This window comes from Deltaproteobacteria bacterium (genome assembly GCA_016234845.1).
Lineage (GTDB): Bacteria > Desulfobacterota > Deferrimicrobia > Deferrimicrobiales > Deferrimicrobiaceae > JACRNP01.
In genome coordinates this window covers 1-15754 of the sequence record JACRNP010000107.1, presented here as the reverse complement: position 1 = coordinate 15754, position 15754 = coordinate 1, and the positions used below count along the sequence as shown (strand labels likewise).

Sequence of the window (15754 nt, the reverse complement as noted above, 5' to 3'; positions counted from 1 at the left end):
CGCCGCCGATTTCGGGTACGTGACGCCGCCGACGGTGGCGTCGTCTCCCGCGATGCGCAAGGAGTACGACCGGCACGTGGCCGCCTGCTCGGCGCTCTACGGGAAGATGATGAAGGCGGGGATCCCGGCGGAGGACGCGCGCTTCATCCTCCCCAACGCCACGGAGACCAAGATCCTCATCACGATGAACGCCCGGGAGCTCCACCACTTCTTCGCCCTGCGGACGTGCCGCCGGGCGCAGTGGGAGATCCGGGAGATGGCGCTCCGGATGCTCGCCATCGCGAAGAACGAGGCGCCGCTCCTGTTCGACGGCGCCGGGCCGGGGTGCGTCCGCGGACGGTGCCCGGAAGGGAAGATGTCGTGCGGGAAGCCCGCGGAGGTCCGCCGCGAGATCGCGGCCCTCGGGAAAGGGGCGGGGGCGTGACGTCCGCGGAGCCCAAGGAGATCGTCCTCGGCGGCCAGGCGGTGATCGAGGGGGTGATGATGAAGGGCCCCCTGCTGTACTCGGTCGCGGTACGGAAGGCCAGCGGGGAGATCCGGGTGCGCGACTTTCCCCTTTCGGAGTCCCCGGCCCGGAAGCGGATCGCGAAAGTGCCGCTTCTGCGCGGCGTGGTGACGATGGGGGTGATGCTCGCCATCGGGTACCGGGCGCTCCAGTATTCCGCCGACGAGGCGATGGCCGACGCCGGGCCCGACAAGTCCCCGGAAGCGGGATCGGGCGGCGGGTGGGCCATGGCCGGCGCGATGGCGACGGCGCTGGTCCTCGCGATCGGCCTCTTCTTCCTCCTGCCCCTCTACGCGACGCACCTGCTGTCCGGCGGCATCCCCGCCCTGAAAGGGTCCCTCGCCTTCAACCTCGCCGACGGCGCGATCCGGGTGCTGGTCTTCGTCCTCTACATCGGCGGGATCACCCTGATGAAGGACATCCGCCGGATCTTCCAGTACCACGGGGCGGAGCACAAGGTCATCCGCGCGTACGAGGCGAAGGAGGAGCTTGCGCCGGAGTCGGTGGCGGGGCACTCCCGCCTCCACCCGCGGTGCGGGACCAGCTTCCTCCTCTTCGTCATGGTGATCAGCATCCTGGTCTTCTCCTTCATACCGAAGGACAGCTCGCTGGCGGTGAAGGCGCTCCTGCGGATCCCGCTCATCCCCGCGATCGCCGGGATCTCGTACGAGGTGCTGCGGATTTCGGCGCGGAAGATGGATTCGTCCCTGTTCCGCGCCCTGGTGGCGCCGGGCCTGTGGCTGCAGCGGCTGACCACCCGCGAGCCGGACCTGGCGCAGATCGAGGTCGCGATCGCGTCGTTCCGCCGCGTGTCGGGGGATCCCGCGGTGGAGGGGGCCCTTGCGGGATAAGCTCGAATCGCTTTCGGCGAAGGTCCCGGAGCTCGAGCGGCTCCTGTCGGACCCTTCGGTCACGGGAAACGCCCGGGAGATGCAGCGCGTGGGCCGGGAGCTGGCCGAGCTGCGCCCGCTGGCGGAGGCGCACGCCCGTCTGGTCAGGGCCGAACGGGAGCTCGGGGAGAACCGGGCGATGCTCGATTCGGAGACCGAGCCCGAGATGAAGGCGATGGCCCGGGAGGAGATCGCGCGGCTCTCGGGCGACATCGAACGGCTCGGGGAGGAGATCCGCCTCCTCCTGATCCCGAAGGATCCCAACGACGAGAAGAACATCCTGATCGAGATCCGGGCGGGGGCCGGGGGGGAGGAGGCGTCCCTCTTCGCCACGGAGCTGTTCCGCGCCTACTCGATGTACGCCGACGGCAAGCGCTGGAAGGTCGAGGTTCTCTCCCGCAGCGAGACGGGGCTGGGGGGGACCAAGGAAGTGATCGCGATGATCGAGGGGCGGGGGGCGTACAGCCGCCTCAAGTTCGAAAGCGGCGTCCACCGGGTGCAGCGGGTGCCGGCGACCGAGGCGGGGGGCCGGATCCACACCTCCACGGTGACGGTGGCGGTCATGCCCGAGGCCGAGGAGTACGACGTGCAGATCCACCCCGACGACCTTCGGATCGACGTGTTCCGCTCCTCCGGCCCGGGCGGCCAGAGCGTCAACACCACCGATTCCGCGGTCCGGATCACCCATGTCCCGACGGGGCTGGTCGTCCAGTGCCAGGACGAGAAGTCGCAGCTGAAGAACAAGTCGAAGGCGATGAAGATCCTGCGTTCGCGGCTCTACGACGCCGAGATGGAGAAACGGAACGCCGAGCGCGCGGACCTGCGCCGCTCCCAGGTCGGGACGGGGGACCGCAGCGAGCGGATCCGCACCTACAACTTCCCGCAGAACCGGGTGACCGACCACCGGATCGGGCTCACCGTGCACCAGCTCTCCTCCGTCCTGTCGGGCGCGTTCGACCCGTTCATCGACGCCCTCACGACCCGATACCAGGTCGAAGCGCTCCGGAAATAAAGTGCTTCAATTCACGGATACGGCAGCATTCGACCGCCGCTGCATCCGCCCCGGCTGCGTTGCGCTCCTTGCGGCGTACTTTCAAGTACGCCTCAGTCGCGCGCCTTGCCGGAGCGGCGCATCGACGCTCTCGGTGCATGCCGTATCCGTGAACTGAAACACTGGGCCGGGATGCGCCTCTCCGAGCTGCTCCGCCTGTGCCGGCGGGAGATGGCGTCCATCCCCCGCGCCGCTCCCGGCGAGGCGGAGATCATCGCGTCCGCTTCCGCCGGGATCCCGCGCGGCCGCCTCTTCCTTTCGATGGAGGAGGAGACGGGAGACGCATCCCTTCGGGCGCGCGGGATGATCGCGCGGCGCGCGGCCGGGGAACCGCTCCAGTACATACTCGGCGCGTGGGATTTCCACGGCAGGGAGTTCCTCCTCACCCGCGACACCCTGATCCCCCGACCGGAGACCGAGGGGCTGGTGGACCGCGCGCTGGCCGCGCTGCGGCGGCGCGGCGCGGGAGCGGTTTACGCCCTCGACGTGGGCACCGGGTGCGGAGCGATCGCGGTGACCCTTGCCGCCGAAGCGCCGTCGGTCCGCGTGGTCGCCACCGACGTTTCGATCGGGGCGCTTCGGGCGGCGCGCGGGAACGCCGAAGGGCACGGCGTCGCGGGACGGATCGCATTCGTCCGCTGCGACATGCTTTCCGCCTTGAAATGCGGGGGGCGTTTTGATGTAGTGGTCTCCAATCCGCCGTATGTGTCGGAAGGGGAATGGGATTCCCTGCCGCCCGAGGTCCGGGACCACGAACCTCCGGGCGCTCTGTTGGCGGGGCCGGACGGCCTGTCGGCCCTGCGGATGCTGGCCGCCGGCGCGGGCGGATTGCTCCGCCCCGGCGGGGAGCTCTGGTGCGAGATCGGGGCGGGGCAGGGCGAGGCGGCGGCCAGGCTTCCGTCGGGGCCCCTTCGACCGATCGGCGTGTTCCGGGACCTGGCGGGACGCGACCGGTATTCCGGCTGGGCCATGCCGTAAGGGGGGAGCGGACACTGGATATCTTCGTCATCAAGGGAGGGAGGCCGCTTTCGGGGTCTTGCCGGGTTTCCGGCGCGAAAAACGCGGTGCTCCCGGCGATGGCGGCATCGCTCCTCGCGGACGGCCCGGTCGAAATCGTCGGCGCGCCCCGCCTCCGGGACATCTCCACCTTCGGAAAGCTCCTGGGGATCCTCGGCGCGAAGGTCGCGCACGACGGGGCGGAGCCGGGCGGCGTACCGGTCCTGCGGATCACGTCCGGGGAGCCGGGCGACGCCGAGGCTCCGTACGATCTCGTCAAGACGATGCGGGCGTCCGTCCTGGTGCTGGGCCCGCTCCTGGCGCGGTACGGCCGGGCGCGCATCTCCCTGCCCGGAGGGTGCGCGATCGGCCCGCGCCCCATCGACCAGCACCTGAAAGGGCTCGAGCTGCTGGGGGCGAAGACCACGCTGTCGGAGGGGTACATCGAGGCGTCGGCCGACCGCCTCGTCGGGGCCCCGGTCTACTTCGACCTGAAGACCGTGACGGGGACGGAGAACCTGATGATGGCGGCCGCCCTCGCGGAGGGGACGACGGTGCTCAAGAACGCCGCCCGGGAGCCGGAGGTGACCGATCTCGCCCGGCTCCTGCGCGCGATGGGCGCCGACATCGAGGGGGAGGGGACCGACGAGATCGTGGTCCGCGGGGTCCGTTCCCTCCGGGGGGCGCGGCACGAGGTGATGGCGGACCGGATCGAGGCGGCCACGATCCTCCTGGCGGGGGCGATCACGGGCGGGGACGTGACGGCCGCCGGGGCGGACGCCGGGGCGATGGACGCGGTCCTGGAGAAGATCCAGGAGAGCGGCGCCGAAGTCGATGCGGTCCCGGGCGGCGTGCGGGTGCGGCGCGCGGGGCCGATCCGGTCGGTGAACGTCAAGACCGCCCCGTACCCGGGTTTCCCGACGGACGTGCAGGCCCAGTTCATGGCGTACATGTGCCTGGGGGACGGGTTCAGCATCGTGTCGGAGACCATCTTCGAAAACCGGTTCATGCACGTGGCGGAGCTCCGGCGCATGGGCGCGAGGATCGACGTCTCCGGGAACACCGCCGCGGTGAAAGGAGTCCCGAAGCTGTCGGGGGCTCCGCTGATGGCGACCGACCTCCGGGCGTCGGCGTCCCTCGTCCTGGCGGGGCTGGCCGCCTCGGGGACCACCGAGGTGCTTCGGATCTACCATCTCGACCGGGGGTACGACTCCCTGGAGAACAAGCTCTCCTCCCTGGGCGCCGACATCGCCCGGGTGAAGGAGTAGGAGGCGGCACGGATGCTCTGGTTCCGATCGGGGACGGCCGCGTACCGCGCCGCGATGACGCGCGCGGAGAGCCGGGGAGCGACCGACTCCGCGAAGGTGTCCGCGGTGGTGGCCGAGGTGATCGCGAGGATCCGGAAGGAAGGGGACGCCGCGCTGGCTTCGTACACCCGGACGTTCGACCGGTTCGATCCGGGGAAGAAGGGTTTCCTCGTTTCCCGCCGGGAGATCGACGCCGCGTGGCGCCGGGTCCCCGCGTCGCTGCGTCGGTCGCTTTCGCTCTCGGCGGCACGGATCGAGGATTTCCACCGGCGGCAGCGGGAGGACGGCTTCGGCCTCTCCCTCCCCGGCGCGGCCATCGGCCAGCGGGTGCTCCCGGTTTCCCGCGCGGGGATCTACGTCCCCGGCGGGAAGGCGGCGTACCCGTCGACGCTCCTGATGAACGCGATTCCCGCGCGGGTGGCGGGAGTGCCTTCGGTCGCGGCGGCGTGCTCCGCCCCCGGCGGGAAGGTCCCCGACGTCGTCCTGGCGGCGGCCCGGATCGCCGGGGTCTCCGCCGTCTACCGGATCGGCGGGGCGCAGGCGATCGCCGCGCTGGCGTACGGAACGGAGTCGATCCCCCGCGCGGACGTCGTCGCGGGGCCGGGGAACGCGTACGTCACCGAGGCCAAGCGCCAGGTGTTCGGCGCGGTGGGGATCGACATGCTGGCGGGGCCGAGCGAACTGGTGGTGCTGGCCGACCGGACGGCGGACGCCGCATACGTGGCGGCGGACCTCCTCTCCCAGGCGGAGCACGACGAGGACGCTTACGTCGCCCTGGTCACCGACTCCCGGGAGCTTGCGCGGAAGGTCGATCGGGAGCTCGCCCGCCAGGCGCGACGGCTGCCCCGGAAACGGATCCTCGATGCGTCCCTCTCCCGCGCCGACGGCTTCCTGGTCCGGTCGATGAAGGAGGGCGTCGCCGCGGTCAACCGGCTGGCGCCGGAGCACCTGAGCGTGGCGACGCGCGACCCGTGGGAGACGTTCGCGGGGATCCGCAACGCCGGCACCGCGTTCCTCGGGCCCGATAGCCCCGTCGCGGTGGGCGACTACATCGCGGGGATCAACCACACCTTGCCGACCGGGGGAGCCGCGCGTTTCGCGTCCCCCCTCGGGGTTGCCGATTTCCTCAAGAAAACCAACGTGGTATCATACGAGTTTTCCGCGCTCCGCACGGACGCTCCGCACGTGGTGCGCCTGGCGCGGAAGGAGGGGCTTGCCGCGCATGCGGCGGCGGTGCTGGCGCGCACGAGGAGGGGGCGGTGATGGCGAGGGAAGGACAGGTCGACCGGAAGACCAAGGAGACGAACGTCAAGCTCTCCCTCCGGCTCGAGGGGGACGGCACGGGCAAGGTGGAGACGGGGGTCCCGTTCCTCGACCACATGCTCACCCTGTTCCTCCGGCACGGGCTGTTCGACCTGACGATCGTCGCGAAGGGGGACATCGAGGTCGACTACCACCACCTGGTGGAGGACGTCGGGATCTGCCTCGGGGAGGCGTTCCGCAAAGCGCTGGGGGAGATGAAGGGGATCACGCGGTACGGCCACGCCGTGGTCCCGATGATCGAGGCGCTGGCCGCGGTGACGGTCGACGTCTCGGCGAGGCCGCACCTGGTCTACCGGTCCCCGCTCGGGAACGAGAAGGTCGGGAAGTTCGACGTGGAGCTCGTGGAGGAGTTCCTGCGGGCGTTCGCCCAGTCCTCCGGCGTCTGCCTCCACGTGAACATACAGTACGGGTCGAACGCGCACCACACGGTGGAGGCCGTGTTCAAGGCGCTCGGGCGCGCCATGTCCGCCGCGGTCCGGCTGGACCCGCGCGTCAAGGGGGTCCCATCGACCAAGGGCGTCCTGGGGTGACCGCGTGAGCTTCGCTCCTCCGAACGGCGCGATCGGCGTGGTGGATTACGGCATGGGGAACCTGCGCAGCGTCAGCAAGGCGCTGGAGTCGCTCGGTTTCCGGACCACGGTCAGCGGCGACGCGTCCGAGCTCTCCCGCTGCCGGGGGATCGTCTTCCCCGGCGTGGGGGCGTTCCGCGACTGCATCGGGAACGTGGCCCGGCAGGGGCTGCTGCCGTTCCTGCGGGAGTACCTGGCCGGGGGAAAGCCGTTCCTGGGGATCTGCGTGGGGATGCAGCTGCTCTTTTCGGAGAGCGAGGAGTTCGGGAGGCACGAGGGGATCGGCTTCTTTCCCGGAAAGGTGGTACGGTTTCCCGCCGACATGCGGGCGCCGGGGGGGCGGACGCTGAAGGTGCCGCACATGGGGTGGAACGGGGTGGAGATCCTGGTGGACCACCCCGTTCTGCGGGGGATCCCGTCGGGAACGTACTTCTACTTCGTCCACTCCTTCTACGCCGCGCCGGGGGATCCCGCCGACACGGCGTGCCGGACGACGTACGGCGTGCCGTTTACCGCCGCTGTCGCGCGCGGAAACCGCATCGCCGTGCAGTTCCACCCCGAGAAGAGCCAGGCGGCCGGACTGCGCCTGCTGGGGAACTTCGGGCGCCTCTGCGCCCAGGCGGCTTGAAGAGGGAATCCCGATGCCGTTCCTGACGATACCGGCGATCGACATACAGAAGGGGAAGGCGGTCCGGCTGCGCCAGGGGCGCGCCGAGGACGCCACCGTCTTCTCGGATTCCCCGCTCGACGTGGCGAGGCGCTTCGTCGAGGCGGGAGCGTCGTTCCTCCACGTGGTCGACCTGGACGGCGCGTTCCTCGGGAAACCGGCCAACGCCGACATCATCTGCCGCATCGCCTCCTCCGTCGACGCCGAGGTCCAGGTCGGGGGCGGGGTGCGGAACTACGAGACGGCGTCCCGGTACTTCGCCGCCGGCGTCTCGAAGGTCATCCTCGGCACCTCGATCGTCCGCGACCCGGAGGAGGTCACCCGGATCACCCGGGCGTATCCGGGGAAGGTGGCCGCCGGGATCGACGCCCGCGACGGCCGCGTGGCGATCCGCGGGTGGGTGGAGGCGACCGGCGTCATCGCCGTCGAACTGGCCCGGCAGATCGAGAAGGGCGGCGTCTCCTGCTTCATCTACACCGATATCGCCCGCGACGGGATGATGGTGGGACCGAATTTCGACGCGATCCGCGACTTCGCGAGGGGGGTGTCCACCCCCGTGATCGCGTCGGGGGGCGTCACGACCCTGGACGACGTCCGCAGGCTGAAGTCGATGGAGGGCGAGGGGGTGGCCGGCGCGATCATCGGACGAGCCCTCTACGACGGTTCGATCGACCTGGCCGAGGCGCTGAAAGCCGGGCGGGAGTAGGTCCGGCGGATGCTCGCCAAGCGGATCATCCCCTGCCTCGACGTGAAGGGGGGGCGGGTCGTGAAGGGGGTCCGGTTCCTCGAGCTTCGGGACGCCGGGGACCCCGTGGAGATCGCGGCGCGCTACGACCGCGAGGAGGCCGACGAGCTCGTCTTCCTCGACATCACGGCGTCGCACGAGAAGCGGGACATCCTGATCGACGTGGTCCGGAAGACGGCGGAGCAGGTGTTCATGCCCCTCACGGTCGGCGGAGGGGTTCGGACGCTCGACGACGTGCGGGCGCTCCTGCTGGCCGGGGCCGACAAGGTGTCGATCAACACCGCCGCGGTGTCCGACCCCGATTTCGTCCGGCGCGCGGCCGAGCGGTTCGGCAGCCAGTGCACCGTCGTGGCGATCGACGCCCGGGCGGTTCCCGGGCGGGCCGGGGAGTGGGAGGTCTACACCCACGGCGGCCGGCGCCCCACCGGGCTGCCCGCGGTTCCATGGGCCCGCCGGATGGAGGAGTGCGGCGCCGGCGAGATCCTGCTGACCAGCATGGACCGCGACGGCACGCGGGACGGGTACGACATCCCGCTGACGCGCGCCATCGCGGACGCCGTGGGGATCCCGGTGATCGCTTCCGGGGGCGTGGGGACGCTGGCGCACCTGCTGGAGGGGTTGACGGAAGGTGGGGCGGACGCGGTGCTGGCCGCCTCCATCTTCCATTACGCGGAGCACACGGTCCAGGAGGCCAGGGAGTACCTGCGGCGCCACGGGGTGCCGGTGCGCCCCGCGGTGACGTGACGAGGGGGACATTCTTGACGGGGTACATTCCTGAGGGGATTCGATGACTGCAGACGAGCTGGTCGGGCTGGTCAAGTTCGACGACCGGGGATTGGTCCCCGTCGTGACCCAGGACGTCACGGACAACGCGGTGCTGATGGTCGCGTGGGCGAACGCGGAGGCGATCCGGAACACGTTCTCCTCGGGTCACGCGACGTACTGGAGCCGTTCGAGGAAATCGCTCTGGGTGAAGGGGGAGACGTCGGGGCACTTCCAGGACGTGGAGGAGGTCCTCTACGACTGCGACGTCGACACGATCCTGTACCGCGTTCGACAGAAGGGCCCCGCCTGCCACACGGGGGAACGGAGCTGTTTCTACAGAAGCGCATACCGGCGAGGGGAGAAGAGCGCATGAGCGAGGAATGCATTTTCTGCAAGATCGCGAGGAAAGAGGTGCCGACGCAGCCGTTGTACGAGGACCACGACCTGATCGCCTTCGCCGACATCCACCCGATCGCGCCCGTGCACGTGCTGATCGTCCCCAAGGAGCACATGCTGAACCTGAACGACGTCGGAAAGACGGACGCCGCCGTCCTGGGGAGGGCGATGCGCCTCGCGGCGAAGATCGCCGACGAGAAGGGAGTCGCCGAGACCGGGTACCGGGTGGTGATCAACAACGGGGAGCAGGGGGGCCAGGTCGTCCCGCACCTCCACCTTCACCTGCTCGGGGGCCGTCCCCTCGGCAAGATCGGGTGATCCCCCTCCCGGTTTCTGTTGACGAAACCGGAAAAAAGCGTAAGATACAATAATTTTCGGCTTTTATCAGGCAAGGGAAGGGGTGATCCAACCATGCCGGGCGTCCGCGTGAAGGAAGAGGAGCCCTTCGAGAGCGTATTAAAGCGGTTCAAGAAACAGTGCGAGAAGGCCGGGATCCTGTCGGAGATCCGCAAGCGCGAGCATTACGAGAAGCCCAGCGTCAAGCGGAAGAAGAAGACGCTGGCGGCCAGGAAGCGGGCCTTGAAGAAAATGAAGAAGATGAGCAGGTAGAGTTGGGAATCAAGGAACAGATACGGGCGGACATGCAGAAGGCGGCCAAGGAGCGGGACTCCTTGGCCCTTTCTGCTTTGCGGATGGCCGTCGCCGCGCTGAAGAACCGGGAGATCGACGCGGTCACCCGAAAGGAGCTCGCGCCGGGGGCGGAGCTTCCCGAAGAGGCGGTCCTCAAGGTGATCGCCACCATGGTCAAGCAGCGGCGCGAGTCGATCGACCTGTTTCTGAAGGGAAACCGGCCGGAGCTGGCCGCGAACGAGGAGGCGGAGATCGCCGTCCTCGAGCGGTACCTTCCGAAGGCGCTCCCGCAGGCCGAGGTCGAGGCGCTGGTGCGCGAGGCGATCGCCGAGGCGGGGGCCAAGGGTCCCTCCGACATGGGGCGCGTCATGAAGACGCTCATGCCGAAGGTCGCCGGGCGGGCGGACGGCAAAGCGGTCAGCGAAACGGTCCGGCGCCTCCTGGCCGGATAGGACGAACGTACGGGGATCAGTCCCGGCGACGCCGTCGCCCGGGTTTTTTTTCGCCCCTCGTCATCGGGGCGTACGGGGGCGCCGTGCCGGCCGCCCCCTCGAGGAGGCCCTTGGGAGGACGCATTTCCGAAAGCACGATCCGGGAAGTGCGGGACCGGGCGGACATCGTGGAGATCGTCTCCGAGACGGTACCCCTCACCCGGGCCGGAGCGAACTTCCGGGGACTCTGCCCGTTCCACCGGGAGAAGACGCCGTCGTTCTTCGTCCACCCCACCCGGCAGGCGTTCAAATGCTTCGGCTGCGGGGAAGGGGGATCGGTCTTCCACTTCCTGATGAAGGCGCGCAACCTGTCCTTCGCGGACTCGGTCGAGGAGCTTGCGGAACGGTACGGCGTCGCGGTCCGGTACGAAGGCGGGGCGCCGGGGATCAAACCCAGGGAAGACCTGTTTGCGATCCTGCGGCTGGCTTCCGAGACGTACCGGGAGATGCTTCGCGCCCCCGCGGGGAAGCCCGGTCGGGATTTTCTCCGTCGCCGCGGCGTCACCCCCGAGGCGGAACAGGAATTCTCGCTGGGTTGGGCCGGGCACGGCGGGGAGCTGCAGGCCGCGATGAAACGGGGCGGGATCGATCCCGCGCGCGCGGAGGCGGCGGGACTGCTCCTGTCTTCCGGCGGCGGTTTCCGCGAACGGTTCCGCGGGAGGCTGCTCTTTCCCATCGCCGACGCCCGCGGGCGCGTGTGCGGCTTCGGGGGGCGCGCGGTCGACGACGCCGTTCCGAAGTACCTGAACTCCCCCGAGTCGGAGCTCTACCGGAAAAGTTCGCTCCTCTACGGCCTCCACCAGGCGCTTCCCTCCATCCGGAACGAAGGGAGGGTGGTGGTGGTCGAAGGATACATGGACCTGATCGGCCTGTGGCAGAAGGGAATCCGGAGCGTCGTGGCGACGTGCGGGACCGCCCTCACGGAATCCCACGCCAGGACCCTGAAACGATTGTCGGGGAACGTCATCCTGTTCTACGACGGGGACGTGGCGGGGAAGATGGCCACCGTGCGGTCGGGAGGCCCCTTGTACGCGGCCGGCGTGAGCCCGAAGGTCCTTTTCCCCCCGAAGGGGATGGATCCCGACGACTGGGCGAAGGTGACTCCCATGGAGGAGATCGCCCGGCGGATCGCGGGCGCGGTGCCGCTGATGGAGTACATCGAGCGGGGAGCTTCCCGGAAATACGACCTGGGGACGATATCCGGAAAACTGTCGTACGTGCGGTTGATGGAAAAGTATCTTCGCTGGATCGGGGAACCCGCGGAACGGGAACTCTACGCGCAGCGGGTCGCCGCGACGGCCGGGCTCCCGGTGGAGACGATCCGACGGCAGGTCGGGGAGCCGGGGGCGGGCGCGCCCCCGGCGGGAGACGCCCCGGCGGCCGCGAAGGACCCCCTCCCGGAGGAGAGCCGCCTGCTGCAGCTCCTGGCGGCGGACCCGACCCTCGCGGTCGCGGCCGTGCGGGACGGCGTGGCGCCGATGCTGTCGGGGGAGGACGCGAGGGAAGCGGTCTTCCGGCTGGCGTCCCTCGCGGAGCGCGCCCCGTCCGCGGACGCGGCGGCCCTGCTGTCGGAGACGCTTCCCGAAGGGGTCCGGAGCCGCCTCTCCGCCGAGATCGTCCGGTCGGACGTTTCGCCGGAGGAGGCGCGGAGGCGATACCCGGGCGCGCTGAGGGAGCTGCGGATCCGGCAGGCCCAGCGGGAGATCGACGATCTCCAGGAACGGATGCGGGCCGCGGCGGACGAGGACGAGAGGGCCCCCCTTTTTTCGCGCGTGCTGGCCGCGAAGATGGAAAAAGAGCGGTTGGAATCGGAACGCAGATCCCGGTGACGAGGTGAGGTGAAGATGGCGAGGCGGAAGCATCCCGACGGCATCGATGGGCTGGTGGAGAAGGGCCGCGCGCAGGGGTACGTCACCTACGACGAGCTGAACAGCGTCCTCCCGCCGGACATCCTCACCGGGGACCAGATCGACGACGTCATGGAGATCTTCGGGGAGAACGCCATCGAGGTGGTGGACGACTTCCAGAAGGTCCCGATCCCCGGCGGAGCGAACCTCCTGATCGGCGAGGAGGCGACCGAGGAGGAGGAGGAGGCGGCGGTCGAGGAGGAGCCGGCGGTCGAGGAGGAGGAGTTCGAGTATCCCGGGGGGATCAAGGGAAACGATCCGGTCCGCCTCTACCTGAAGGAGATGGGGGCGATCCCGCTGCTGAACCGGGAAGGGGAGGTCAGCCTCGCCAAGCGGATCGAGGACGGGGAGCGGGAGATCGTCTCGTCGGTCAAGAGCTGCTCCATCGCCCTCGACGAGCTGTTCAAGGTCGGCGACAAGCTGAAGGCCGGGGAGATGCAGGTCCGGGACGTCATCAAGGACCTCGACGAGGATTCCACCGAGGAGGAGGAGAAGGCGGCGCTCGACAAGGTGCTGCGGATCATCCAGCGGGTCCGCCGCACGCACCAGTCCGCGGCCGAGATCGAGGCGCGGCTGCGCAAGGGGGGCGTGAAGGAGAAGGAGCGGCAGCCCTTGAAGTCCAAGGTCGCCTCCCTGAACGAGCGCGTGGTCGAGTCGATCCAGGAGATCCACCTCAAGGAGCGGCAGATCGAGGTCATCGGCGACAAGATCCGCCGGTACGCGGACCTGGTCGAGGCCGCGGAGACCCGGATCCGGGAGTGCTGCGAAAAGGTGAAGCTGCCGGAGAAGGAGCTCTCCCGGCTCTTCCGGGAGATCAAGGAGAAGAAGGACGGGCTGGCGAAGGCCGCGTCGAAGCACCACGTGAAGAAGGAGAAGCTCGTTGCGATCGAGGAGGCGCTCCGGGAGTCCCGCGCCACGATCCGGAAGGTGGAGCGGGAGGCGGGATTGTCGGCCGCGGAGATCAAGGTCACGCTGGCCGCGATCGAGCGCGGGGAGCGGAAGGTCCGCGAAGCCAAGCGGGAGCTGGTCGAGGCGAACCTTCGGCTGGTGGTCTCGATCGCCAAGAAGTACACCAACCGCGGCCTGCAGTTCCTGGACCTCATCCAGGAGGGGAACATCGGCCTCATGAAGGCGGTCGACAAGTTCGAGTACCGCCGGGGGTACAAGTTCTCCACCTACGCGACGTGGTGGATCCGGCAGGCGATCACGCGGGCGATCGCCGACCAGGCGCGGACCATCCGGATCCCGGTCCACATGATCGAGACGATCAACAAGCTGATCCGGACCTCGCGCTACCTGGTGCAGGAGCTCGGCCGGGAGCCGGCGCCCGAGGAGATCGCGGAGCGGATGGACATCCCGCTCGAGAAGGTCCGGAAGGTGCTGAAGATCGCCAAGGAGCCGATCTCCCTCGAGACCCCGATCGGGGAGGAGGAGGACAGCCACCTGGGCGACTTCATCGAGGACAAGAACACCGCGTCCCCGGTGGACTCCGTGATCAACCTCGACCTGTCGGAGCAGGTGGACAAGGTGCTCGGCAGCCTGACCCCGAGGGAGGAGAGGGTCCTCCGGATGCGGTTCGGAATCGGAGAGAAGTCCGACCACACCCTCGAGGAGGTGGGCCAGGACTTCGAGGTCACCCGGGAGCGGATCCGGCAGATCGAGGCGAAGGCGCTGCGGAAGCTGCGCCACCCGAGCCGGAGCAAGCGGCTGCGGACGTTCCTCGAATAGGGGCGGCGCCGGCACATTGACACCACGGCCGATGGGGACTCATAATCAGCAATTGCCCTTGAATTCAGAGGTTCGGGCCCATAGCTCAGTTGGTCAGAGCCACCGGCTCATAACCGGTCGGTCCCTGGTTCGAGGCCAGGTGGGCCCACCATTGACGATGAAGAAACCGCCATGCGCTTGCTGCCAGTAGGGCCGGAAGGAACCGTCGCCGGGGTCGCGGCGTACGCCGTTGCGTTGTTGCCGGGCGGGGCGGCGGGAGCGTGAAGCGCGCCTCCGTCACCGTGATGGACGTGTGGCGGGCGCTCGACGACCATTTTCCCTTTGCCCACAAGGCCGATTGGGACAACGTCGGGATCCTCGTCGGGGACCCGGGCGCCCCCGTCCGGTCGGTCCTGTTCGCCCTCGACGCCACGCCGAAAGTCCTCTCCGCCCTGAAGGATTCGCCGACCGACCTGCTCGTCACCCATCACCCCGTCGTGTTCACCGCGCTTTCGTCGTTCCGCCCGGACCGTTCCGCGTCGTCCGCCGCGTACGCGCTGGCGCGAATGGGCACGGCGGCGATCTGCGCGCACACGAACGCCGACGTCGCCCCCCGCGGGGTGTCGCACGCGATGGCGCGCCGGCTGGGGCTTGGCGGGATCCGTCCCCTGATTCCGGGGGAGCCGGCATCGGACGCCTGCAAGGTCGTCGTGTTCGTTCCCGCCGCGCACGCGGACTCCATCCTCGCCGCCGCCGCCGGAGCGGGAGCGGGGCGGATCGGCGGGTACTCGCTCTGCTCCTTCCGGACCCCCGGAACGGGGACGTTCCTCGGCGGGATCGGGACCGATCCGTTCGTCGGCGCCTCCGGCCGCGAGGAACGCGTCGAGGAGGTGCGCCTGGAGACCGTGGCGGCGGGAACCCTCGTTCCGTCCGTGTTGCGGGCGATCCGGGCGGCCCATCCGTACGAGGAGCCGGCGATCGACGTCGTGCCGCTGCGCGGAGGGGCGCTGGGCGGCGGCGTGGGCGCCGTCGGAGAGCTGCGCGCCGCGACGACCCTCGGCGCGGTCCTCGAGGAGGTGCGGCGGACGCTGCGTCCGTCGTGGATCAAGGCGGCCGGTCCCCGCAGGAAAACGGTCCGTCGCGTCGCGATCGTGGGGGGGAGCGGTGCGGAGTTCTACGGCTCCGCGCGGGAGGCCGGCGCGGACCTCTTCGTCACCGGCGACGTGAAGTACCACCAGGCGCTGGAGGCGGCGGCGGGGGACATGCCGGTCGCGGACATCGGGCACGCCTCGGGCGAGCGGTGGATCCTTCCGGAGTTCCGGAGAGTCGTGAACGAGCGGTTCCGCGGGGTCCTGTCGACCCGCGTCATCATGGAGGAAGAGCCCCTGCGGCATGTTTCCGCGGGGGTCCCAGGGGGAGGGATGCGGCCTTGATGGACCAGGTGAAGTCGTTGATCGACCTGCAGGAGGTGATGAGCCAGGCGCGTCGGCTCGAGGAGGAGAAACAGCGGATCCCGCTCGAGGTGGCGGACCTGAAGAGCCTCTTCGAGGAGCGGGAGGCGAAGTTCCTCGCGGCGGACCAGGAGTACGAGACCCTGCGCACGCAGCGGCGGGACAAGGAGCGGGAGATCGAGGAGGAGCGGGACAAGGTCGAACGGGCCAAGGCCAAGCTCATGTCGATCAAGACGAACAAGGAATATTACGCGATGCTCAAGGAGATCGAGGGGACGCGCCGCACCAACGCCGCCCGCGAGGAGGAGCTGCTGGCGCTGCTCTCCCGGTACGAGGAGGCCGAGAAGCGGCGGG

18 protein-coding genes and 1 tRNA gene are annotated in these 15754 nt (G+C 69.4%); all 19 read left to right on the top strand.

The features are described from left to right. Nucleotides 1-424 (top strand): FAD-dependent thymidylate synthase (gene thyX, locus HZB86_07940; protein ID MBI5905467.1); only part of this gene is annotated, 424 nt, incomplete at its 5' end. Between the two features lie 56 nt (nucleotides 425-480). Continuing rightward, nucleotides 481-1356: a DUF1385 domain-containing protein gene (locus tag HZB86_07935; GenBank protein MBI5905466.1), complete on the top strand. Its 876-nt coding sequence runs from the start codon at nucleotides 481-483 to the stop codon at nucleotides 1354-1356. After that, on the top strand, nucleotides 1346-2407 hold the full coding sequence (gene prfA, locus HZB86_07930; protein MBI5905465.1) for a peptide chain release factor 1: 1062 nt from the start codon (nucleotides 1346-1348) through the stop codon (nucleotides 2405-2407). The genes HZB86_07935 and prfA overlap by 11 nt, the downstream gene beginning before the upstream one ends. A 171-nt stretch (nucleotides 2408-2578) precedes the next feature. Next, complete coding sequence (gene prmC / locus HZB86_07925; protein ID MBI5905464.1) at nucleotides 2579-3424, top strand: peptide chain release factor N(5)-glutamine methyltransferase; 846 nt, start codon at nucleotides 2579-2581, stop codon at nucleotides 3422-3424. Nucleotides 3425-3438: 14 nt separating this feature from the next. Then, nucleotides 3439-4710 (top strand): UDP-N-acetylglucosamine 1-carboxyvinyltransferase, encoded by a 1272-nt coding sequence (murA, locus tag HZB86_07920; GenBank protein MBI5905463.1) that lies wholly within the window; start codon nucleotides 3439-3441, stop codon nucleotides 4708-4710. Nucleotides 4711-4764: 54 nt separating this feature from the next. After that, the gene (gene hisD, locus HZB86_07915) at nucleotides 4765-6012 is read left to right on the top strand and encodes a histidinol dehydrogenase (GenBank protein ID MBI5905462.1); all 1248 of its coding nucleotides are present in this window, start codon (nucleotides 4765-4767) and stop codon (nucleotides 6010-6012) included. Beyond that, complete coding sequence (hisB, locus tag HZB86_07910; GenBank protein MBI5905461.1) at nucleotides 6012-6602, top strand: imidazoleglycerol-phosphate dehydratase HisB; 591 nt, start codon at nucleotides 6012-6014, stop codon at nucleotides 6600-6602. Before hisD ends, hisB begins: the two co-directional genes overlap by 1 nt. Nucleotides 6603-6654: 52 nt before the next feature. Beyond that, complete coding sequence (gene hisH / locus HZB86_07905) at nucleotides 6655-7269, top strand: imidazole glycerol phosphate synthase subunit HisH (GenBank protein MBI5905460.1); 615 nt, start codon at nucleotides 6655-6657, stop codon at nucleotides 7267-7269. A 13-nt stretch (nucleotides 7270-7282) separates the two neighbouring features. Then, on the top strand, nucleotides 7283-8014 hold the full coding sequence (hisA, locus tag HZB86_07900; protein MBI5905459.1) for a 1-(5-phosphoribosyl)-5-[(5-phosphoribosylamino)methylideneamino]imidazole-4-carboxamide isomerase: 732 nt from the start codon (nucleotides 7283-7285) through the stop codon (nucleotides 8012-8014). A 9-nt stretch (nucleotides 8015-8023) separates the two neighbouring features. Beyond that, nucleotides 8024-8797, top strand: a complete 774-nt coding sequence (hisF, locus tag HZB86_07895) for an imidazole glycerol phosphate synthase subunit HisF (protein ID MBI5905458.1) — start codon at nucleotides 8024-8026, stop codon at nucleotides 8795-8797. Nucleotides 8798-8840: 43 nt separating this feature from the next. Further along, entirely contained in the window at nucleotides 8841-9191 is a 351-nt protein-coding gene (hisI, locus tag HZB86_07890; protein ID MBI5905457.1) for a phosphoribosyl-AMP cyclohydrolase, read from the top strand. Continuing rightward, nucleotides 9188-9532, top strand: coding sequence for a histidine triad nucleotide-binding protein (locus tag HZB86_07885; protein ID MBI5905456.1), 345 nt, complete (start codon nucleotides 9188-9190; stop codon nucleotides 9530-9532). The genes hisI and HZB86_07885 overlap by 4 nt, the downstream gene beginning before the upstream one ends. Nucleotides 9533-9625: 93 nt before the next feature. Continuing rightward, a complete protein-coding gene (locus tag HZB86_07880; GenBank protein ID MBI5905455.1) occupies nucleotides 9626-9823 on the top strand; it encodes a 30S ribosomal protein S21 in 198 nt (65 codons plus the stop codon). Between the two features lie 2 nt (nucleotides 9824-9825). Next, nucleotides 9826-10296, top strand: a complete 471-nt coding sequence (locus HZB86_07875; protein MBI5905454.1) for a GatB/YqeY domain-containing protein — start codon at nucleotides 9826-9828, stop codon at nucleotides 10294-10296. Nucleotides 10297-10442: 146 nt separating this feature from the next. Continuing rightward, on the top strand, nucleotides 10443-12164 hold the full coding sequence (locus HZB86_07870; GenBank protein MBI5905453.1) for a DNA primase: 1722 nt from the start codon (nucleotides 10443-10445) through the stop codon (nucleotides 12162-12164). A gap of 15 nt (nucleotides 12165-12179) precedes the next feature. Next, complete coding sequence (gene rpoD, locus HZB86_07865) at nucleotides 12180-13970, top strand: RNA polymerase sigma factor RpoD (GenBank protein ID MBI5905452.1); 1791 nt, start codon at nucleotides 12180-12182, stop codon at nucleotides 13968-13970. 74 nt (nucleotides 13971-14044) lie between these two features. Then, a tRNA-Ile gene (locus HZB86_07860) sits at nucleotides 14045-14121 on the top strand. A gap of 109 nt (nucleotides 14122-14230) precedes the next feature. After that, nucleotides 14231-15382 carry a Nif3-like dinuclear metal center hexameric protein gene (locus HZB86_07855; protein ID MBI5905451.1) on the top strand — a complete coding sequence of 384 codons (1152 nt, stop codon included), beginning with the start codon at nucleotides 14231-14233 and terminating at the stop codon, nucleotides 15380-15382. Then, on the top strand, nucleotides 15382-15754 hold a 373-nt coding region (locus HZB86_07850; GenBank protein MBI5905450.1), incomplete at its 3' end, for a hypothetical protein. The genes HZB86_07855 and HZB86_07850, both read left to right, overlap by 1 nt.

What these genes read in the sequence shown, in the direction of transcription:
- hisD (MBI5905462.1), top strand. Translation starts at nt 4,765, where the DNA reads ATGACGCGCGCGGAGAGCCGGGGAGCGACCGACTCCGCGAAGGTGTCC.
- hisF (MBI5905458.1), top strand. Translation starts at nt 8,024, where the DNA reads ATGCTCGCCAAGCGGATCATCCCCTGCCTCGACGTGAAGGGGGGGCGG.
- hisH (MBI5905460.1), top strand. Translation starts at nt 6,655, where the DNA reads ATGGGGAACCTGCGCAGCGTCAGCAAGGCGCTGGAGTCGCTCGGTTTC.
- HZB86_07880 (MBI5905455.1), top strand. Translation starts at nt 9,626, where the DNA reads ATGCCGGGCGTCCGCGTGAAGGAAGAGGAGCCCTTCGAGAGCGTATTA.
- HZB86_07935 (MBI5905466.1), top strand. Translation starts at nt 481, where the DNA reads ATGATGAAGGGCCCCCTGCTGTACTCGGTCGCGGTACGGAAGGCCAGC.
- hisA (MBI5905459.1), top strand. Translation starts at nt 7,283, where the DNA reads ATGCCGTTCCTGACGATACCGGCGATCGACATACAGAAGGGGAAGGCG.
- hisI (MBI5905457.1), top strand. Translation starts at nt 8,841, where the DNA reads ATGACTGCAGACGAGCTGGTCGGGCTGGTCAAGTTCGACGACCGGGGA.
- prmC (MBI5905464.1), top strand. Translation starts at nt 2,579, where the DNA reads ATGCGCCTCTCCGAGCTGCTCCGCCTGTGCCGGCGGGAGATGGCGTCC.
- hisB (MBI5905461.1), top strand. Translation starts at nt 6,012, where the DNA reads ATGGCGAGGGAAGGACAGGTCGACCGGAAGACCAAGGAGACGAACGTC.
- HZB86_07885 (MBI5905456.1), top strand. Translation starts at nt 9,188, where the DNA reads ATGAGCGAGGAATGCATTTTCTGCAAGATCGCGAGGAAAGAGGTGCCG.
- rpoD (MBI5905452.1), top strand. Translation starts at nt 12,180, where the DNA reads ATGGCGAGGCGGAAGCATCCCGACGGCATCGATGGGCTGGTGGAGAAG.